The 19,076-nt window shown below is 42.0% G+C and carries 20 protein-coding genes; 5 read left to right on the top strand and 15 right to left on the bottom strand.

Annotation, left to right across the window (positions count from 1 at the left end):
* The first annotated feature begins 189 nt into the window (after positions 1 to 189).
* Complete coding sequence (locus NXR94_RS05755) at positions 190 to 954, top strand: cupin domain-containing protein (protein ID WP_258103636.1); 765 nt, start codon at positions 190 to 192, stop codon at positions 952 to 954.
* A gap of 6 nt (positions 955 to 960) precedes the next feature.
* On the opposite strand, the gene NXR94_RS05750 is transcribed toward NXR94_RS05755, so the two are convergent.
* From NXR94_RS05750 to NXR94_RS05735, 4 genes are all read right to left on the bottom strand, one after another.
* The gene (locus NXR94_RS05750) at positions 961 to 1,836 is read right to left on the bottom strand and encodes a hypothetical protein (protein ID WP_258103635.1); all 876 of its coding nucleotides are present in this window, start codon (positions 1,834 to 1,836) and stop codon (positions 961 to 963) included.
* A 196-nt stretch (positions 1,837 to 2,032) separates the two neighbouring features.
* Positions 2,033 to 2,623, bottom strand: coding sequence for a YkgJ family cysteine cluster protein (locus NXR94_RS05745; RefSeq protein WP_258103634.1), 591 nt, complete (start codon positions 2,621 to 2,623; stop codon positions 2,033 to 2,035).
* Positions 2,624 to 2,734: 111 nt separating this feature from the next.
* Entirely contained in the window at positions 2,735 to 3,760 is a 1,026-nt protein-coding gene (locus tag NXR94_RS05740) for a hypothetical protein (protein WP_258103633.1), read from the bottom strand.
* A gap of 165 nt (positions 3,761 to 3,925) precedes the next feature.
* The gene (locus tag NXR94_RS05735) at positions 3,926 to 4,288 is read right to left on the bottom strand and encodes a hypothetical protein (RefSeq protein ID WP_258103632.1); all 363 of its coding nucleotides are present in this window, start codon (positions 4,286 to 4,288) and stop codon (positions 3,926 to 3,928) included.
* A gap of 150 nt (positions 4,289 to 4,438) precedes the next feature.
* Between NXR94_RS05735 and NXR94_RS05730 the strand changes: the two genes are divergently transcribed.
* A complete protein-coding gene (locus NXR94_RS05730) occupies positions 4,439 to 4,771 on the top strand; it encodes a zinc ribbon domain-containing protein YjdM (protein ID WP_258103631.1) in 333 nt (110 codons plus the stop codon).
* A 100-nt stretch (positions 4,772 to 4,871) separates the two neighbouring features.
* On the opposite strand, the gene NXR94_RS05725 is transcribed toward NXR94_RS05730, so the two are convergent.
* From NXR94_RS05725 to NXR94_RS05715, 3 genes are read right to left on the bottom strand one after another with little or no spacing between them, the layout of a single operon-like run.
* Positions 4,872 to 5,759 carry a cation diffusion facilitator family transporter gene (locus tag NXR94_RS05725; RefSeq protein WP_258103630.1) on the bottom strand — a complete coding sequence of 296 codons (888 nt, stop codon included), beginning with the start codon at positions 5,757 to 5,759 and terminating at the stop codon, positions 4,872 to 4,874.
* Positions 5,760 to 5,817: 58 nt separating this feature from the next.
* Complete coding sequence (locus NXR94_RS05720; RefSeq protein ID WP_258103629.1) at positions 5,818 to 7,104, bottom strand: dihydrolipoamide acetyltransferase family protein; 1,287 nt, start codon at positions 7,102 to 7,104, stop codon at positions 5,818 to 5,820.
* 49 nt (positions 7,105 to 7,153) lie between these two features.
* Entirely contained in the window at positions 7,154 to 8,404 is a 1,251-nt protein-coding gene (locus NXR94_RS05715) for a competence/damage-inducible protein A (protein WP_258103628.1), read from the bottom strand.
* A gap of 77 nt (positions 8,405 to 8,481) precedes the next feature.
* Between NXR94_RS05715 and NXR94_RS05710 the strand changes: the two genes are divergently transcribed.
* Both NXR94_RS05710 and NXR94_RS05705 read left to right on the top strand, forming a co-directional pair.
* Positions 8,482 to 9,201 (top strand): DUF4197 domain-containing protein, encoded by a 720-nt coding sequence (locus NXR94_RS05710; protein WP_258103627.1) that lies wholly within the window; start codon positions 8,482 to 8,484, stop codon positions 9,199 to 9,201.
* 44 nt (positions 9,202 to 9,245) lie between these two features.
* Positions 9,246 to 9,812, top strand: coding sequence for an EF-hand domain-containing protein (locus NXR94_RS05705; protein ID WP_258103626.1), 567 nt, complete (start codon positions 9,246 to 9,248; stop codon positions 9,810 to 9,812).
* 10 nt (positions 9,813 to 9,822) lie between these two features.
* Here NXR94_RS05705 and NXR94_RS05700 read toward each other — a convergent pair whose 3' ends face one another.
* From NXR94_RS05700 to NXR94_RS05675, 6 genes are all read right to left on the bottom strand, one after another.
* Positions 9,823 to 10,968 (bottom strand): T9SS type A sorting domain-containing protein, encoded by a 1,146-nt coding sequence (locus NXR94_RS05700; protein WP_258103625.1) that lies wholly within the window; start codon positions 10,966 to 10,968, stop codon positions 9,823 to 9,825.
* Positions 10,969 to 11,615: 647 nt separating this feature from the next.
* Entirely contained in the window at positions 11,616 to 12,410 is a 795-nt protein-coding gene (locus tag NXR94_RS05695) for an SDR family oxidoreductase (RefSeq protein WP_258103624.1), read from the bottom strand.
* Entirely contained in the window at positions 12,397 to 12,774 is a 378-nt protein-coding gene (locus NXR94_RS05690) for a hypothetical protein (protein WP_258103623.1), read from the bottom strand. The genes NXR94_RS05695 and NXR94_RS05690 overlap by 14 nt, the downstream gene beginning before the upstream one ends.
* A gap of 6 nt (positions 12,775 to 12,780) precedes the next feature.
* Positions 12,781 to 13,281 (bottom strand): dihydrofolate reductase, encoded by a 501-nt coding sequence (locus NXR94_RS05685; protein WP_258103622.1) that lies wholly within the window; start codon positions 13,279 to 13,281, stop codon positions 12,781 to 12,783.
* Between the two features lie 2 nt (positions 13,282 to 13,283).
* Positions 13,284 to 14,210: a methionyl-tRNA formyltransferase gene (gene fmt / locus NXR94_RS05680; protein ID WP_258103621.1), complete on the bottom strand. Its 927-nt coding sequence runs from the start codon at positions 14,208 to 14,210 to the stop codon at positions 13,284 to 13,286.
* A gap of 17 nt (positions 14,211 to 14,227) precedes the next feature.
* Positions 14,228 to 15,400: a DUF1343 domain-containing protein gene (locus NXR94_RS05675; protein ID WP_258103620.1), complete on the bottom strand. Its 1,173-nt coding sequence runs from the start codon at positions 15,398 to 15,400 to the stop codon at positions 14,228 to 14,230.
* A 38-nt stretch (positions 15,401 to 15,438) separates the two neighbouring features.
* Here NXR94_RS05675 and NXR94_RS05670 point away from each other — a divergent pair, with 38 nt between their 5' ends.
* Complete coding sequence (locus NXR94_RS05670) at positions 15,439 to 16,656, top strand: ABC transporter permease (protein WP_258103619.1); 1,218 nt, start codon at positions 15,439 to 15,441, stop codon at positions 16,654 to 16,656.
* Here NXR94_RS05670 and NXR94_RS05665 read toward each other — a convergent pair.
* On the bottom strand, positions 16,640 to 17,401 hold the full coding sequence (locus tag NXR94_RS05665; RefSeq protein ID WP_258103618.1) for a polyprenol monophosphomannose synthase: 762 nt from the start codon (positions 17,399 to 17,401) through the stop codon (positions 16,640 to 16,642). The genes NXR94_RS05670 and NXR94_RS05665 overlap by 17 nt on opposite strands.
* A gap of 39 nt (positions 17,402 to 17,440) precedes the next feature.
* Positions 17,441 to 18,835 carry an arginine decarboxylase gene (locus NXR94_RS05660; protein ID WP_258103617.1) on the bottom strand — a complete coding sequence of 465 codons (1,395 nt, stop codon included), beginning with the start codon at positions 18,833 to 18,835 and terminating at the stop codon, positions 17,441 to 17,443.
* Positions 18,836 to 19,076 lie beyond the last annotated feature (241 nt).

Raw genomic sequence — 19,076 nt, 5'->3', positions numbered from 1 at the left:
ATTACAATTAAATAGGATATTTGTTGAAATATTGAAAGTATTATTACCAATCGATTGTCTTTTTATTAATATTGTCTTTTTATCAATTGAAGCATCAGATTGCTTATCGGAATTGCCATATTTTCATAAATTCATTTTTATTGCTTGACCAGCGGATTTGGACACATAATTCCTATGATAATTACTTCTATGAAGCTTAACCCAATTTTTATTCTTGTCTTAATTATGTTTGTTTCGTGTGCGGAGACCAGGGAAGATTTGGTAGAATCACGCGTGTATGTCTGGAATAATTTAGATAAAGCTGAAAAGGACGGTATAGCAACACGGTTGATTACTGCCGGTTCTTCGCCACATTTTGCTGATTTTGAAATTAAATCACTAACCTTTCAGACAGATTCAGTTCCCAGGACCTTTCAGGATGATTATGAGAATCTGATCATTATTAAGCAGGGAAGGATGCTTTTTGAAGCGGATTCAATAAAAACACTTCTTAGCTCAAAAAGCGTGGCACTTATCATGCCTGGTCAGCAATATGCCATCTACTCAAATGAGCCGGTCGTCTATTACCTGTTAAGATACAAGTCTAATAAGCCGATGGATTTGGAAAGAGGAATGAGGTCGGGAGGGACTATGGTGTTCAATCGTGATTCGCTGGGAGTTAAGTTTTCTTCGAAAGGCGGAAGTACGAAATACTTTGATCGGCCTACGGCAATGTGTGAGCGCTATGAAATGCATACTACCACGCTCAATAAGTTTGGGCCTAGTCATGAAGGTCATACTCATGAAGAAACTGAGATTATTTTGGTGATTTCCGGCAAAACTAAAATGATCATAGGTGAGCAGGAATACAATGGTGAAACAGGGGATTTGTACTTGATGACCTCTGGAATTTACCACCAGGTGAGTAACGATTCAGATGAGCCTTGTGAATACTTCGCCTTTAAATGGAAATAGGACTCATTATTTCTTTATCTCGTAGACCATTCCCGCGCTGATAGTCGCCCCGGCGTAGAGGTTTTTCTTTTTTTGAGGGGAATGAAAATAGTCGGAATAGTTGATGTCAATCCCCCAAAGATCGCTGATGCCATAAAAAGCACCGACAAAGAATGACGTGTATTCGGTTCCTTCACCTCGCACGAAGCTGATGATTTCATTGGATGAAGATAAGCTGTGCTGAAACTTTATTCCGCTCCTCAGTTCAATATGTGTAAAAGGCTGCCATCCCAATTCAAATCCTTCATTAAGCTGATCACCAAAAGAAATGGCCCCATAAGAAGTCCTTAAATTGTATGAAAAATAGCCATTGATATAGACAGGCAAAGGGCGTAAGGAATGAGAAATGGCCAAAATTCCGTAAACATTCCATTCCCCATCTCCAGTGGGTAAATTGAATGTTGTATTGGGGTCTTGTTTGTTTTGTGCGTAATTGTCGCTTTTGGCTATGGGAAGTTCCGGAATGAGACTTATGGATATAGGGACCTTTTTTGAAATTGCATATTTCAAACCCAGTTTCATGTCTCCATAGCCAGAAATTTTCTCTGTTGTTTCAAAACCGTGTCGTTTTAATACTGGCCAATCGACAAGTAATGTGAGTTTATCATTGAGTCCATATTCCCCATACAGGGTAACTGAATTTTGCTTGTACTCATTCGTGATTGAAAACATCCCGGCAGGGTTGTAGTAGTGATTGGATTGCAAATGATGGTGGATTATTTTGGAATAGAGCTCCCCTTTTTTCTGGGTCCATCCGCTTTGAGCATGAACCACATTTTCCTGAAGTTGAAGGAAAAACAACCCACTTACCAGAAGTAAGTGCATAAAGAAATTTCTTTTCAAGATTATAGGCGCTTAGAGTATTGGTCAAATCACAGAGGAATGCCACTGCGACATGATATTTTACCAGCTTTCAATTTTAGGGAATTTGCCAGTAGTAGCCATCATGTGCTTGCCTGCATTGGATTAATAACTCTCCGCGAACAAAAATATTGTTAGATCAAACTGTGAAACTTTTGCGGGTCAATTTGGAGCTTGCTCAGGCTACTTTTCTGAATTTCTTCGGAAATGGTCTGTAAGCATAATGATGAAGAACTTCCTCTATTGCGGTCTTAATGGCTTTATTTACGGGCATGAAGCTGTTGCCCATTCTGAAGTCTACCTGAGACAGTTTCTTATAATAATCTGAAAAGATGGGTACGTAAACACCACGGGTGATTGCCTCAGAGGTCTTTTGATAGTTTTCCGATTGTCCTTCCTTGATGAGTTTACACGTGGCTAGCCTGAGCTGCCCAAATTTATCTCGTGTTGCCCCATAACCGAATAGTCTGCAGATCAATCCTCTGAAAGGATATTCACTACAATTTCCACTGCTCTGATCTGTTATGGAGAGGGGGGAGTAGATATAGCACGTTGAGAAGCTTTCCTTCTGGAGCTTTTCTAAAGTGTCCTCTGCTTGTCCGTTGATAAAAAGGTGAAATGCGTATGGGAGAAACTCCAAAGGAGTAGCTTCAATATCCGGCTTGGTACAGCATTTCCCGCATCCTGCTATGCAATGCAGAGAGGATTGAGCCTTGAATTCTGCGATCTCCATTTCGAGGTGACCAAACAACCGTTCGACCGACCTCACTTTACGCACGATTGACATAAAATGTGCGCGAATGTACGTAAAAGGCGGAATATTGAAGAAAATATTTTTCAGATCGATTGCCCGGAAGGGCAATCGATCTGAAATCATCAGTTACCAGGAATACTGGAGACCGAAAGTTCCAATTTCTTTGGTTTTCATCTGCGGACCATTGAGGTTTTGATACATCGGTAATTCGTACTCCAGTCCTAAACGAACATTTTTGAATGCTCCTCGAGGTATGTAGATGTTAAACCCAAGACTTCCTGTGAGTGTTTCTCCTCCAAAATTCTTCGGGTCCAGCGTTGGAGACATCATTGGATTCATGTAAGCGGGGTCACTCCCAGAGATTTTCCCGGAAAGCATGCCATTAATCTTCGCTGAAAAGCTCAACCATTCAGTGGTTCGATATCCAATCCATCCCAGAAGATTTCCTTTGTTGCTAAGGGAATATCCGTGATCGTTTTCACCAATACGGATGGTTGCATAGGTTTGAGCTCCCCAGGATAGATTCTCTTTCTGACCCATGTAGGTCATGCCCGGAAGTGCATCCCAGGTACCACTACCAATTTGCATCGGGTATGGAAGCTGAGTTGCGTTTGGCTCTGACATGGGTGTGACAGCGGAATTATCAATAGAACCAACGGGGATACTCACTCCAATATTTGCATGAATCCGTTGGCCTTTGGTGTCAAGAAACTTCCATAATCCGAAGATTTTAACATCGCCCAACCCGGCAGATGCAGATTCGAAATGCTCATGGGTGCCCGCCATCATATTCATCATTGAAACGTGCATATGTTGCTCCAGGTAATTACCCATTGCCATGAATGTTAGGTTATTAGAAACTGCATACATCAATCCGAGCATATGCATATGCATGTGCATCTCTTTAGGAGCCATCATATAGTTGTCAAACACTACATCTGCTGATAAGTCGGATGTTTTATTTCTAAGTCCATCCATATGCATGTGCATGAAACGGTAAGAAATCATCCAGTCTCCCTTGCCATGCGTGTGATCCCCCATGACAGAAATAGGTGCATGTCCATCAGGTCTTCCGGATGTCCATTTATCTTGTGCATTAACTGTTGTCAGGACCACGATCAATAGCGTGGCCAGGTATATCTTGAAGTACATTATTTTCCTTTGAATTTTTAGTAATTGAATTTTCGGTCTTTCCATAATGGATTGGAAATGGACCATGATTAAGAATGGAGCAACTACTCAACTTTTAGGATGAGTAATACGGAACTCCTCTATTCGGTTATTCGATGGAATAACCACATTGTAAGATGGTTTTAGCTAAATGAACGAAGGGGGCTCGATGAGCTCATTCACCAAGTGATGCTGGTAAAAGCAAAATAAGCCAGATTCGTGTAATATGTCTGCGGATGTGAATGCATGCTCCTGGGTGTCACTAACACTCAAAAAAAGAGGCGGAATTTCAGTGTTGTACTGGTGCTTTGGCTGAGGAGCATTTTGCTCCTGGTTTTCTAAATCATCCATAGAGCAAACTTTTCCACATATGGTGATTTTTCTACCTGCCACTTCAAGGTATTCCTGTGTGTCCTCACATAGATATTCCTGATACAGGTATTGCATGGTCAACGAAAGGCTGCTGACCATTAATATATGGAGGAGTACTATGGAGAATAATCTTTTCAAAACATCAGAATGGGAAGCAAAATTACATGAGTAAATGGAATGTGTCAATACAACCTATTGTGATTTTACTCAGTGGGGTGGCTGTATGACCTGTGTCATAGGACGTTTGGATTAATCTTCTAATTTTGCCGCCTTATTAAACCAAGAATCATGTCTGAATTTCCTCCCTGTCCAAAATGTAATTCTGAATATACCTATCCGACGGATACATTATTAATGTGCCCTGAATGCGGCCACGAGTGGGATCCAAATGTGGTTGAGGAAGATGGATCAAAAGTCATTGATGCTAATGGAAATGAGCTTCAGGACGGAGACACGGTTGTGGTCGTTAAGGATTTGCCTGTAAAGGGAGCCCCTAAACCTATTAAAGCAGGTACTAAAGTGAAAAATATTCGGTTGACGGACGGGGATCACAATATCTCCTGCAAGATTGACGGCTTTGGAGCAATGGCTCTTAAATCAGAATTTGTGAAGAAGGGGTGATTGGCGCCAGTTGATCAGGTACTGAAGGAAGTTAGGGTGTTCCTGAGATTATCGAAGATGCTCTCCGAGCATGGCTCTTAAAATATGGACACCGTCCCTATCAACAAGGCTCACATTCCTCTGCTTCGGTCTCAAACTCTATCGTAGCATGGTCTATTTTTTCGTGCAGTAGATCGTGCTTGGCTTTGGCTTTGATATTGGCAAGAGACTCCATGTCTTCATTATCTCCAACCACCAAATGAACAGAAAGTACATGAAACTGGCCGTCCAGTGTCCATACATGACAATCGTGGACATCTTTAACACCAGGCATAGCTTTAAGGAGGTTTTGGATTTTCTCAATATTTATGCCTTCCGGAATTCCTTGAAGGATGATCGTGGCAGCCTGTTTCAGGTTCTTGTATACATTAAAGAGGATAAACCCTGCAATTCCCATTGCCAAGATGGGGTCAACAATCGGGATGTTCCAAAATTGAATGAGAATGGCAGCGATTAATGTAGCTACCCATCCCAATATGTCTTCCAGCAAGTGCAAATACACCGCTCTTTCATTTAAACTTTTTCCTTCATGAAGCTTCCAAGCAGCGAGGCCATTGAAGACTATTCCTCCGATTGCCAGGTAGATCATGCCTTCTCCATTGGGGTTTTGGGGGTCAAAAAGGCGAGGAATGGACTCTGTAAGAATGATAATCGAACCTACAACCAAAACGATTGAGTTGATCACTGCGCCTGCCACAGAGAATCGGGCATAGCCATAGGAGAAATTTTGATCGCGCTCTTTGTGAGAGACATTTTGGAAATACCATGAAACACCAAGGGAAAGACTGTCGCCAAAATCATGGAGTGCATCGGACAGGATCGCAATACTATTGGTCCACAACCCTCCAATCAGCTCTATAATGGAAAAGAGAAGATTAATGAAAAACGCAATTTTGATGTTTTTCGTGGTCGAATGCCCATGATGATGTGAATGATCGTGATGATGCATATAGCATTATACAAAAAAAGGCTTCCTTTTGTTAGGAAGCCTTTCTCATTTTTAACTCTTAAACGTTTCTGTTGACATCAAATTTTTCCAGGTAATCGGCCACCCGTCTCACGAACATGCCTCCCAAAGCACCATCCACAACGCGATGATCATAGCTGTGAGATAGAAACATCTTATGTCTTATTCCAATAAAGTCTCCCTGAGGGGTTTCGATAACTGCCGGTTTCTTTTGTATAGTACCTAAAGCAAGGATTCCAACCTGGGGTTGTACGATGATTGGGGTTCCCATTACATTGCCAAATGATCCGACATTTGATACGGTGAAAGTTCCACCTTGTAGTTCGTCTGCAGACAGTTTATTCTCCCGGGCTCTTTTCGCGAGATCATTCACCTGCTTTGTCAACCCAAGGATGCTCAACTGATCCGCATTTTTGATCACCGGTACAATAAGGTTCCCGTTAGGAAGTGCTACCGCAAGGCCAATGTTAATGGCTGCTTTTTTGATGATTCGACTACCATCAATCTGAATATTGATCATCGGGTAGTCTTTGATGGCCTTCACCACCGCTTCCAGTATGATAGGAGTGTAGGTCAATGCCTGACCATCTTTTTCCATGAACTGATGTTTCATTTTGCCTCGCCACTTGACCATTTCGGTAACATCGGCTTCAACAAATGAGGTTACGTGAGCAGAAGTTCTTCTGGAATCCAGCATGCGCTCTGCAATCATCTTGCGCATGCGATCCATTTCGATAATTTCATCCTCTCCGGAAGGTACTACAGGAACTGCTTTAGTAACCGCTGGTGCGGGTGCCTGACCGTTGGATTTTTTCTTCTCTACATAGGCCAAAATGTCATTTTTAGTGACTCTGCCTTCCTGACCTGTGCCTGGTACTGATTCTAACTCCTGGAGGGAAATATTTTCCTGTTTTGCAATGTTTTTAACCAATGGAGAGTAAAATCTGGTGGCATCTACTTCCTCTGATTGTGAAGTTGCAGGTGCTGTTCCATGGGCGCTGATGGCCTCTTCTACCAATTTTTCAGCTTCGAGAATCACCGTATTTTCTTCTTCCTCAGGAGCACTTTCACTTGAAGCAACCTCTCCGTCCACTTCAATGATGGCAATAGGACTTCCAACCTGAACGACATCGCCTTCTTTGACAAGTATTTCTTTCAGCGTACCTCCATATATAGACGGAATCTCCGTGTCCACCTTATCGGTAGCTACCTCCAGTACAGATTCGTCTTCTTCTACAGTATCACCAGCAGACTTCAGCCAGGTAAGGATCGTTCCTTCCATTACACTTTCGCCCATTTTAGGCATGACCAGTTCTACTAATGCCATAATTGATTCAGTTTTCGGTGTTTTTTGATGGGGACAAAGTTACAAAAATTCATACTGCGCCAGCGAAATTTAGCCTGAACATATTCAGGGCCATATAGGCACTGTATTGGATATTGAGAACTCTGTCTTTTGAGAAATTAAATTTTTTAGCCACGGTCTTTTCCTTATCAGAATAAGCGATCCAAACGGTTCCGACAGGTTTTTCTTCGGTTCCACCATCGGGTCCTGCGATACCGCTTATGGAAATCCCTATGTCGGTGTTTAATTTTTTTCGAACGGATTCGGCCATTTGCCTTACAACTTCTTCGCTAACTGCGCCCTTCGTTTCCAGTGTTTCGTGATCCACGCCAAGCACGTTTTCCTTGACATCATAGGAGTAAGAAACCACCGACCCCGCATAGTAGGCAGAGCTTCCCGGAATGGTGGTCATGAGGTGAGACAGGTAGCCTCCTGTGCAGCTTTCTGCAAAGGCAATGGTTTTGCCCGCCTTGAACAATATCTGGCCCATGTGATATTCCAGTTCCCTGTCATCATAACCGTAGATATATTGTTTAATCAGTGGCTCGACCAAGGTAACTTGCTGCTTGCAGTTATCTTTAAGCGCCTCGTAATTGGTGCCAATTGCAGTCAGGCGAAGTTTTACCATTCCTAAAGTTGGGAGGTAAGCCAGCTTCATATGCGTTGGTAGGTTGTCCTCCCAATCAGAAATAATCTCAGCCAGGGCAGATTCACCAACTCCAATGGTCCGGATCATTTGATGATAAATGACCTGATCTACAAACTGCTTTTGAAGCCGTGGTAGAATGGTATCGGTCATCATACGTCTCATTTCAAAAGGAACACCGGGCATGGAGATAAAAACTTTGTCTCCTTTTGGGAACCACATTCCTGGGGCTGTGCCCAATTTGTTAGGGACACGTTCACAAACAGCAGGGATTTCAGCCTGTTGGCGGTTGATTGGAGTAACTGGTCTACCTGATTTGGCAAAAATGGCGGTAATGTCTTCCAGAGCAGCTTCATTCAAAACCAGGTGAGATTGAAAGTACTCGTTCAATAGAGGTTTGGTCAAGTCATCCTTGGTTGGCCCTAATCCTCCTGTAATTAACACGATATCTACTCGTTCCTCAGCCGCTTTGAAACTGTTAAGAATATCTTCTTTGACGTCACCCACAGTTGTTTTATACCGTACTTTTATTCCAATTTCGTCCAACTTACTACTCATCCAGTGCGAATTCGTGTCAAGTGTCTGACCATAAAGGATTTCGTCTCCGATGGTAATAATTTCCGCAGTTGCCGACATTTTAATTCGTTTTCTTTCGGTTTAAAATTATGGTTATTCCATTACTTTTATAGCAAATACATTTTGAAAACATTGCTATGAAAAACATAAGAAGTTTTACTGTCCTGATACTGTTTATTTTACTCGCCGGATGTACTGCTCAGCAAATCCAGCAGGCACTGGGTGACTACATGGATACTACTGATGAGGTAACTACTGATCAGGTGGTGGCCGGTTTAAGGGAGGCCTTGACTAAGGGAATCAGTATAGGTGCGGATAATGCTTCGCAAGTCAATGGATTTCTTGGCAATCCATCAATTAAAATACCATTTCCTCCGGATGTTCAAAAGGTGGAAGATAAGTTGAGACAATTGGGACTGGGTAATCAGGTAGATCAGTTTGTGGAAACTTTGAATCATGGTGCAGAGGAGGCGGCTAAAGAAGCCAAGCCTATATTTATTTCTGCGATCCAATCGATGACAATCCAGGATGCGTGGGGTATTTTGAAAGGCGAAGACGATGCTGCAACCAGCTATTTAAGGAGGACTACATCTGATGAATTGAGGTCAAAATTTCAGCCGGTGATCAAAAATGCTTTGGATAAGACGAACGCCACCAAGTATTACAGTGATATTATTACCACCTACAATAAAATACCTTTATTGGAAGATGTGAACTCAGATCTGGAGGCCTATGCTACAGAAAGGGCTCTGGATGGTTTGTTCTTTTTAGTCGCAGAGGAAGAGGCTAAAATCAGAGTGGATCCTATGGCAAGAACTACCGATCTATTGAAAAGGGTATTTAAAGAACAAGATTAAAGCGAATGTGATACATTTGTTAACAAGTCACTAACCAAATAATTATGCTATCTGAATTTCAGACAAGAAAGCTTACTCACTTTTTTAATCTTCTGGATTTTAATGATAATGGAGTACTCACGCGAGACGATTTTGAAGCTATTGCTGAAAATCTATGTGTACTCTGGGGTTTTAAGGAGGGGTCAGCAGACTACAAGCGGGTCATTGAAAAGTCACATGAGTCATGGAATTCATTCATCCAGTTTACGGAAGATCCATATTCCATTGAGGCTTCGTTGTCTCAGTGGCTGGGATTCTGTGATATGAACATGATGAGCATTGATGAAAATGCTTACAAGGCTTTAGTGTCTGCCTTTGTGAGTGAGATTTTCGATTATTTCGACTCTAACGATGATGGTTACATCAGCCTGGATGAGTACGTTGATCTCTTCATGGCATTCAGAATTGAAATCCGTTACTCAGCGCGTTCATTTACCAAGCTGGATCTTAATGGAGATGAGCTGATCAGCAAGAATGAATTGAACCTGGCTGTTTCAGACTTCTTCCGCAGCGACGATGAAAATGATGGTGGTAATTGGCTCTTTGGCTTTTGGAAAGCTTCCAAGATTTAGAAAATACTATCTATCTAACTACCAGCTTATCCTTTTTTACCCATCCGTTTGTCTCGTAGGAGATGATGTAAATTCCTTTTGTGATGGAAGCAGGAAGCTGGATTTTGTCCATGTCTCCGGTAGTTCCACTTAATTGAAGATGTCCTTGAAGGTCATAGATTTGAAAATCAATTTCTTCCTGACCAAGGTTGCTGAAGGAAATTAGTCCGTTAGCTCTGGCTGGGTTAGGACCTACGGCGATCTCTCTTGCTGATGCAGCAACGCTTTCGATAAGCACCATTCGTGTTTCGAATGTTTCTCTGTAACCATCAAAATCTACGGATTCAAGACGATAGTAGTTGATTCCTAAAAGAGGACTTTCATCTGTCCATGAGTAACTCTTAGCTTCTTTGCTCTCACCAGAACCAGCTACTCTGGCTACAACTTCGAACTCACCGTCTGCACCGGCACGTTGTACTTCGAAATAATCGAAATTCTTTTCAGTCAAAGTCGTCCAGTTTAAGACCACCGTATTGTTGTCCGGAGTGGCAAGAAATTCACTCAAGGTGATCGGTAGAGGATTTGATCCACCTGAGGTAATGAAGTCATAAAGATTCTGATCAGCAGGATCGCCATTGTCAAGATTTTCGATTGGCTCGTTTACTGAGCTGGCATCCGCAATTGCAGTTGTGTTGGATCCGTTGATATCTCCATCTACATATAATGAACCGCCTCCGTTTATATAGTCTGTTCCTGCACCACCATTGATCGTAAGATCTCCCATCACCACCAATACTCCACCATTGTCTATATCTACCTGGTTGTTCACTTCATAGTTTCCAAAAATCACAACAAGACCACCTGCAGGTATTACTAATCCATGAGCCTGGTTCTCAGTGATAGTAGATCCTGTAACTACCAAGGTATCATAAACAGTAAGGTAGTAAAGGTCACCACCAGTCGGGTTGTCCAGGTTTAGATTACCGTTCACAGTGATATATCCATAAACATCAATATCTGAAGCGACAGAAACAGGATTGCCAGGAGTTGATGTACTCCATGATGAAGTATTGCTCCAAGATCCGGTATAGTTGTCGTTAGAAATGAGTTGTGCGTGAAGTAAAGTAGTGCTAAACAGCGCGATGCTCACAAATGATATTAACAGGTGGTTTTTCATAACTTCAAAATTATGTTACAATAATGTAAAGTCAATAAAGAAATCGACGACTCGTTAATTTTTGACAATGAATAAGTGCATTATGGCGTTGAGTTGGTTAGAAAAGTGGGATAAAATTGAAGATTTTGGCTTTTGACGTGCGTATTTCACGCAGATCAATTTTTTGCGTGAATTTCGGAGATAATTTTGGAGATGGAGATTTGTGATATCAATTGATAATAAATCAATCGATTGCCCTAATGTGTTGTTATATCCCTTATTGGCTTTCTTAGAGATACGAGATCGGCAAGAAAATGGATTTTAGCTGGCGGATTATCAGGCTATTCGAAGCGGTTTTTAACTCACCGAAACCTGCCTAAGTTTGGTTCTTTTTGATGCAGGTACTAGTGTTCTTGAGCTAAACATTAACGGGGTAATTTGATTCCCCATTTTGTCAGCGAACAGTATATTGATATCCTTTATCATATTACAAACATACGCTGTCCGGCCCCGGTTGGATTGACTTCTTCGATGAAAAGTGTGATTCTAACGATTAATGATCAAAATCGGTCAATTTGAATGCTAAAATGGGGAAGAAAGTCTGATGCTGGCTTATTTGAAGTTTTATTATGAACCTCGAATAAAGTTTGCAATAGCACCTTAGGAACTCATGTTTCAGCTTTTCGAACAATTTTTGAAAAAAGGGAAGGAAAGAAACGCTTAAGGTAAATACCTGTTACTTCCTTAAATCCTCCAATATAGACTTCTTCTTTGTTCTGTTCAATTGCTTTAATGGTTTGGGCGGCACAATCCTCCGGAGACATTCCATTGTCCTGATTTGCATCCATTTTGTTCTGAGTCGATCCATCTCCTTTCAAAGCATTATAGCTGATATTCGTCCTGATGTAACCCGGAAGTACCAAAGTGACCTTTTGACCTTCATCATGATATTCTGCCCTTAGCGCTTCATAAAATCCGTGAAGCGCATGTTTGGAGGCGGCATAAGATGAGCGTTTAGGGGGACTAATGATTCCTGAAGCAGAGGTAATCACCACCTGATGTCCTTTTTTTCTTTTTAGCATGGATGGCAGCAGCGTCTTGGTAAGTGCAATAGCGCTGAAGTAGTTTACTTCCATGAGTTTGCGATCTACGTCCATGCTCGTATCCGCGACTTTGTCTCTGTTACTAATTCCACCGCAATTGACCAGTATATCGATTGGACCAAAAAATGTTTCGGCCTCTTTCGCCTTTTGTATGACGGAAAAATTATCAGCGAGGTCTATTGTAAGAGTCTGAACGTTATCTGGGTAGGTGCATGTAGCTTTTACTCTGTCTAATTCAGCCGATCGCCGAGCTGAAATAACCAGTTTGGCTCCTTTTTTTGAAAATTCGTATGCCAAAGCTTCACCAATCCCGGAAGAGGCTCCAGTCAGAAATACTACGCTGTCTTTAATCTTGGTCATTTGAGTTGTTTGGTTGCTGGGTAAACACCCAGATGGTATAAATGCCGATAGCAGTACCTAAAGGAAAGCTGATCAATGATAAACTACCTGGTATCATGAGGAGTGTCAAACCCCATTTTTTTTTGTTTAATAATGCCATTCCTCCGATAATGGATGGAATTGGAATTAATATCATAAGCGTATAGGCTACAATTCGTGCTACTGGTAGGATGATTTGTAATACCAAAAGCGTTTCTTCATCTACATTCGAAAGTATAAAGGGCAGCAGGCTCTGAACGATGGTACTCATGGTCGCTAATATCAAAAGGGTAAGTGCACCATAAATGACATGTAGGATTCCGAGGGTTTTAAGGTGGGTTTGCATGGCGAATCATTTCTTATAAATAACGAAATCAAACGCATATTTGTGTCGATCGTCCACCGGGTGATGGGTTCTGGAGGTCTCCTTCCAGATGCCTTTGTCAAGTTCAGGAAAAGTAGTATCCCCTTCTATTTCTTTGTCAATCTCGGTCAGGTAAATTTTATCGGCATGAGCCAGACCCAAATGGTAAATTTCCCCACCTCCAATGATAAATATTTCCTCTTTTTCATTGTGCTTGACGCCTTCTTCGAGCGCCTCACGAAGGGAGTTAACAACAATGGCACCCTCCGCCTGATAATTGGAATTACGGGTAATTACAATGTTAGTACGGTTGGGTAAAGGTTTGAAGTTGGGCGGTAGAGACTCAAAATTTTTGCGCCCCATGATGACTACATGCTCACTCGTGGTGTCTTTAAAATATTTGAAATCATCAGGGAGGTGCCATGGGAGATCATTGTTTTTGCCGATCACTCGGTTAGCGCTCATGGCTGCAATCATGGATATCGTCATAATTATAAATTTATTTGATAACCGCGCAAAAAGTCATCCGTTTTCATTCTTTTCTTGCCCTGCATCTGTACTTCTGTTACACGTAAAGCCCCATCAGCCGTCACAAAGTCTAAATAGCTTTTGTTGTCAGTTTTGATCGTTCCGGCTGGATCACCATATGATTGAGGTGCTAATTCTGCCGAAAAAATTTTAAATGTTTGACCATCAAGTGTGGTCCAGGCTGCAGGGTAGGGGCTTAGACCTCTGATGAAGTTTCTTACGATTTCAGAGGACTGATCCCAGTTGATCTCACAATCTTCTCTAAAGATTTTGGGGGCATGTTTGGGCTCCTTATTCGGGATTTGTGGTATTAGATCAACTTCTCCACTGTTGAGAGCTTCAATGGTCTTAACAATAAGCTGAGCTCCCTTGCGCATCAATCGATCATAGACTGTGCCTACATTGTCTTCATAGTTGATCGGTTCCCTTTCCTGAAACAGTATATTACCAGTGTCTATTTCATGTTTGAGTTTGAATGTTGTGACACCTGTTTCCCTCTCTCCGTTGATAATGGCCCAATTAATAGGTGCGGCACCACGATAATCCGGCAGCAGTGATCCATGCAAGTTATAACTGCCCAAAGGAGGCATATCCCAAACGACTTCAGGCAGCATGCGAAACGCCACAACGATCTGTACGTCTGCGTTTAAGGCTTTCAGTTCCTGAAGAAAGTCCGGGTCTTTCAGGTTTGTGGGTTGAAGAATGTTGAGCTTCTGTGATATGGCGTAATCCTTAACTGCACTCGTGCCCAATTTCTTACCTCGTCCCATCGGTTTGTCTGGTGCCGTAACTACACCAACAACATTGCAGTGTGCCTTAACTAAGGCTTCCAAACTGGCCACCGCAAATTCAGGGGTGCCCATAAAAACGATTCTCAACTTATACTCCATGAGGCGGCAAAACTAATTTAATCTTCATACAAGAGGTACTGATTTCTCAGGTTCCGGTAAGCATCCAGATCGGGTTGCCAGGACTTTCGTATTTCTTCTTCAGTCCATCCAGCTTCAATCTGCTTCTGTAACTCTTCGGTTCCGGCCAATCTTTTGAAGTAGGCATTGAAGAAGGGTTTATTGGTTTGTCCTTTTAGGGAATCGAAGAAATGGATCAGGTATTTTAGCGTAAATTCATGTTTCATTCTACTATCGGTGAGATTCAATCCATAACAAACCTCTCCTTGAAGTGGTGGTGTGCTTGAACCTTCGTTGGGCTGAGGTATGAATGAAAACGCAGTGTCCGGATAGTCGGGATGGCCGATGATCTGAAATTGTTTGTCGGTGCCTCTTCCTACGGAGACAATAGTCCCTTCAAACAAGGCCAATGACGGATAAAGTGCAACAGATAGGTCATTGGGTAAATTGGGTGAAGGTCTGATCGGAAGAGAATAAGTGGTGTTATGATCCCAGTTATCAATTTTGATAATATCTAGTTCACATTTCAAACTGTCTGCTAGCCAGCCCTCCTCATTGATCATCTTTGCCAATTCGCCAATTGTCATTCCGTGAACTAAGGCTATTGGATGCAGGCCAATAAATGAGCTTACATCTGGCTCCAATACAGGACCGTCAACATAACTTCCATTAGGGTTAGGTCTGTCCAGAACGATCATGGGAATCTTAAATTTGGCGCAAGCTTCCATCAAATAACTCATGGTGCTGGAATAGGTGTAAAACCGGACACCCACTTCTTGAATATCCACGACCAATACATCAATATTATGCATTTGTTCTGCCGTTGGCTTTTTGAAGCGCTGGTATAGTGATATGAGTTCGAAGGACTCATTAGTGGCTTCCTTTTCAATAATCTCTCCATCGCTTTTGGTCCCAGTGAAACCGTGCTCCGGAGTAAAAACTTTGGTTATATTAATTCCGAGGGAGGAGAGGCTGTCAATAATGTGAGTCAATCCAATTAGTGACGTGTGATTGACGAATAGAGCAACTTTTTTATCCTTCAATAGCGGTAGATATTCGTCGATCTGATAGGCACCTGGTTTGACTTCAGGGACTGCGGGGACTTTTTGTTGTGATGGGCTATCACATGCGAAGACATGGATAAATATCAACAAGCACAGAAGTTTCTTCATATAGGATAGTATATAATTGCACCAAAGTTAAAAGAAGTTTGAACCTCCCCCTTTTTATATCGAAGCGAATTTCTGACAGAAAGGATGGCTCCTTTTCTGGTTTGATTAGCCGGATTGCTGTTGTGAGCATGTCGGTGGCTTTGGTGGCTTTGTTGATGGCCTTTGCCATATTGGGAGGGTTTGAGAAAAACATCAAAAACAAGATTTACAGCTTTGGGGGGCATTTGATTGTAAGTAAATACACGCTTTCTACCTCATTTGAAGAGTCTTCAATTAGTATAGCAGATTCCGTAATGAAGCCTATTGTGGAGATGCCGGGGCTGGATTATTATACTTCCTACATCTATAAGGCAGGTTTGCTGAAAGCCAATGAAGAGGTTCAGGGAGTGATTGTCAAAGGAGTAGACTCAAACTTTGACACCGTTTCTTTTGCTGAGAATATGGTGGAGGGGAGCTTTCCGAAATTTCCTGAGACTGGATACGGTTTGGAGATCGCGCTGAGTAAGAAAATTGCCAACTATTTGAAATTATCAGTCGGAGATGACCTTATTATTTTCTTTTTTCAAAATCCCCCAAGGATGCGAAAGCTCAAAGTCTCCGGGATTTATGAGACCGGCCTCGAGGACTTTGACGAAAAGACCATAATAGGTGATATTAACCTCTTAAGAAGAATTAATGGTTGGAGCGAAGATGTCGCCGGAGGGGTGGAAGTGTTTATGCAGGACGATTCGGATCTGGAGGCTGCCGAAAGTTACCTTTTTGACGAGACCTCTTCCGATCTTTATGTAGACAAGGTAAGTGATAAATATGCCCAGATATTCGACTGGTTGCGGCTCCTGGACCGAAATGTGGTCATCTTTCTTGTGCTGATACTTTTTGTAGCGTGCTTCAATATGGTTTCTATCCTTTTGATTCTGATTATGGAACGTACCCAAATGATTGGAACACTCAGTGCGCTGGGCGCTGATGGCAAACTTCTTCGAAGGATATTCTATTTCAATGGTGTGAGATTGATTGGTAAGGGACTTTTCTGGGGTAACCTTATCGGGCTAGGACTTTGTTGGTTACAATACCAATTCCAGATTATTCCACTTGATCCGGCCAACTATTATATGGACCATGTGCCCATTTTATTTGCACCCAAGACCATTTTGTTAGTGAATGTGATGACAGTGTTGCTCACAGGATTGACCCTGTTTATACCGCTCTCTGTTATCTCAAGGATTCGTCCTATCGCAGCTATTCGCTTCGATTGACGGCGTGATAGGGTTGGTACTTTCTGAATAAACTTCTGACCTTCAATTCGATTACGCCGAATACAGCCTCTTTGAAGATACCTTTTGACATTTTGCTTACACCTTTCGTTCGGTCTGTGAAAATGATAGGAACTTCAACAATCTTGAAACCTCTTTTCCAGGCATTGAATTTCATTTCGATCTGAAAGGCATAACCTACAAAATGTATTTTTTCGGGGTGTATGGTTTCCAGTACGCGTCGGTGGTAGCACTTAAATCCGGCAGTAGTATCCATGATGGGCATGCCCGTAACCATCCTTACATAGTAGCTTGCAAAATAGGACATGAGCACCCTTCCCATGGGCCAGTTCACCACATTAACCCCTTTGATATAGCGAGACCCTATGGCCATGTCATAGTTTCCTTCTACGCAGCTTTGATAGAGCCTGATAAGATCTTGAGGGTTGTGTGAGAAGTCTGCATCCATCTCGAATACATAATCGTAACCTTTCTCAAGTGCGTAGGCGAATCCTCTAATATATGCTGTCCCTAATCCAAGCTTGCCACTCCGTTCGATCATGTGTAAACGTTCGGGATAACTCTCCATCGATTGCTTTACCAGGTCAGCTGTGCCGTCAGGTGAGCCATCATCTATGATAAGAACCTCGAAAGGCGTGGAAAGCTCCATTACCGCCTTGATGATGTCTGTGATGTTCTCAGACTCGTTGTAAGTGGGTATAATTACCAGGTTCTTGTGATCGCTCATAGTCTCAGTTAGGGCTGCAAAATAATATTCTTTTTGTTGCTAGGCCTTTTTGTAACCCAATATTCTAAGCATGCTTTCGCTATCCTGTTCAGGAGCAAAGAGTTCGGTGACAATATTTCCCTGTTCGTCTCTATCCACAATCACATGTTTGGGAGCAGGGATCAGGCAGTGTTGAATACCTCCGTATCCTCCAAGAGATTCCTGGTAAGCTCCTGTGTTAAAGAACCCAAAATAAAGTGTCTCCTCATCATCGATCATCGGAAGAAAGACCTCTCCGATATGGGCCTCAGAGTCGTAATAGTCCTGACTATCACAGGTAAGCCCTCCGATATTTACCTTGTGGAACATGTTATCCCAATGATTAACCGGAAGCAGGATGAATTTATGGCTGAGACCCCAGACATCTGGCATATGCGTAATGAAGGAGCCATCCATCATGTACCACAGTTCTTTGTCATTTTGAAGCTTTTGATCCAACACCGAGTAGATAGTTGCACCACTTTCTCCAACGGTGAAGGAGCCAAACTCAGTGATAATATTAGGAACGTCCACATGGTTTTTCTGGCAGATCCATTTGATATTTCGAACGATCTGCTCTGCCATGTATTCATAGTCGTATTCGAAGTGTAGGGAGTTCCGTATTGGGAAGCCGCCTCCAACGTCAATAGTATCCAGCTCCGGGCATATCTTTTTTAGCTCACAGTATTTATATACAAATCGGCTCAGCTCACTCCAGTAATAGGCACTGTCCTTGATTCCTGTGTTGATGAAAAAGTGAAGCATTTTTAATCGGGCATTGGTGCCCTGGATCTTCTCTTTATAATGGGGGATGATGTCTCCATATCTTATCCCCAGCCTTGAGGTGTAAAAGGCGAAATTTGGTTCCTCATCAGCTGCGATCCTGATGCCAACATTGTACGGTTTCTTGATGTTTTCATGATAGTAATCCAACTCCATCAGGTTGTCGAGAACCGGGATACAGTTTTCAAAGCCATCGTTGATCAGTTCGGAGATATATTGAACATATAATGGACGCTTGTATCCATTGCACACGATGATCTTCTTTTTGTCAATTTTCCCGGAATCATACAGGCTCCTGATGATCGGAATATCAAACGCTGAGGAAGTTTCGATATGGATATCGTTTTTCAAGCCTTCCTCCAGGACGAATTCAAAATGCGACGACTTGGTACAATAACAATAGGTATATGTACCTTGATAATCATGCTTTTTTATTGCAGCATTGAATATTTGCTTCGCATACTGAATGTTTTCGCTGATTTTAGGAAGATAAGTCAATTTTAAAGGAGTACCATACTCCTTGATAATATCCATCAGGTTAACACCATGGAAGTTGAGAAGATTGTCCTTTACCGTGAATTCCTTGGTCGGAAAATAAAAGGTTTGTTCAATCAGGTCCGAATAAGATTTCATCAATCAAAATTGAGTTCAAAAAACAGGACACAATGATCAGAAAAAAAAGCGAATACATGATAACCATGCATATAAAAATAACAGGCAATCATTAGGATCAAATGTCCAATAAACGTGTACGCTAATGGCAACTAATATAAATGTAAATAGTTGGATATTGACAGGCTGTACCCAAAGTATGCCATCCATATAAATTTATAATTCCTTTTCAGAATCTTAATCTGCATGTATGTTGTTCATC

It is taken from the genome of Marinoscillum sp. MHG1-6 (genome assembly GCF_024714475.1).
Lineage (GTDB): Bacteria > Bacteroidota > Bacteroidia > Cytophagales > Cyclobacteriaceae > JAMZMI01.
Note: the sequence above shows the minus strand (reverse complement) of the source record. Positions and strands in the feature narration are given on the sequence as shown.

What these genes read in the sequence shown, in the direction of transcription:
- NXR94_RS05665 (WP_258103618.1), bottom strand. Translation starts at nt 17,401, where the DNA reads ATGAGCGATCACAAGAACCTGGTAATTATACCCACTTACAACGAGTCT.
- NXR94_RS05700 (WP_258103625.1), bottom strand. Translation starts at nt 10,968, where the DNA reads ATGAAAAACCACCTGTTAATATCATTTGTGAGCATCGCGCTGTTTAGC.
- NXR94_RS05730 (WP_258103631.1), top strand. Translation starts at nt 4,439, where the DNA reads ATGTCTGAATTTCCTCCCTGTCCAAAATGTAATTCTGAATATACCTAT.
- NXR94_RS05720 (WP_258103629.1), bottom strand. Translation starts at nt 7,104, where the DNA reads ATGGCATTAGTAGAACTGGTCATGCCTAAAATGGGCGAAAGTGTAATG.
- NXR94_RS05660 (WP_258103617.1), bottom strand. Translation starts at nt 18,835, where the DNA reads ATGAAATCTTATTCGGACCTGATTGAACAAACCTTTTATTTTCCGACC.
- fmt (WP_258103621.1), bottom strand. Translation starts at nt 14,210, where the DNA reads ATGGAGTATAAGTTGAGAATCGTTTTTATGGGCACCCCTGAATTTGCG.
- NXR94_RS05740 (WP_258103633.1), bottom strand. Translation starts at nt 3,760, where the DNA reads ATGTACTTCAAGATATACCTGGCCACGCTATTGATCGTGGTCCTGACA.
- NXR94_RS05725 (WP_258103630.1), bottom strand. Translation starts at nt 5,759, where the DNA reads ATGCATCATCACGATCATTCACATCATCATGGGCATTCGACCACGAAA.
- NXR94_RS05715 (WP_258103628.1), bottom strand. Translation starts at nt 8,404, where the DNA reads ATGTCGGCAACTGCGGAAATTATTACCATCGGAGACGAAATCCTTTAT.
- NXR94_RS05710 (WP_258103627.1), top strand. Translation starts at nt 8,482, where the DNA reads ATGAAAAACATAAGAAGTTTTACTGTCCTGATACTGTTTATTTTACTC.
- NXR94_RS05705 (WP_258103626.1), top strand. Translation starts at nt 9,246, where the DNA reads ATGCTATCTGAATTTCAGACAAGAAAGCTTACTCACTTTTTTAATCTT.
- NXR94_RS05755 (WP_258103636.1), top strand. Translation starts at nt 190, where the DNA reads ATGAAGCTTAACCCAATTTTTATTCTTGTCTTAATTATGTTTGTTTCG.
- NXR94_RS05685 (WP_258103622.1), bottom strand. Translation starts at nt 13,281, where the DNA reads ATGACGATATCCATGATTGCAGCCATGAGCGCTAACCGAGTGATCGGC.
- NXR94_RS05675 (WP_258103620.1), bottom strand. Translation starts at nt 15,400, where the DNA reads ATGAAGAAACTTCTGTGCTTGTTGATATTTATCCATGTCTTCGCATGT.
- NXR94_RS05690 (WP_258103623.1), bottom strand. Translation starts at nt 12,774, where the DNA reads ATGCAAACCCACCTTAAAACCCTCGGAATCCTACATGTCATTTATGGT.
- NXR94_RS05695 (WP_258103624.1), bottom strand. Translation starts at nt 12,410, where the DNA reads ATGACCAAGATTAAAGACAGCGTAGTATTTCTGACTGGAGCCTCTTCC.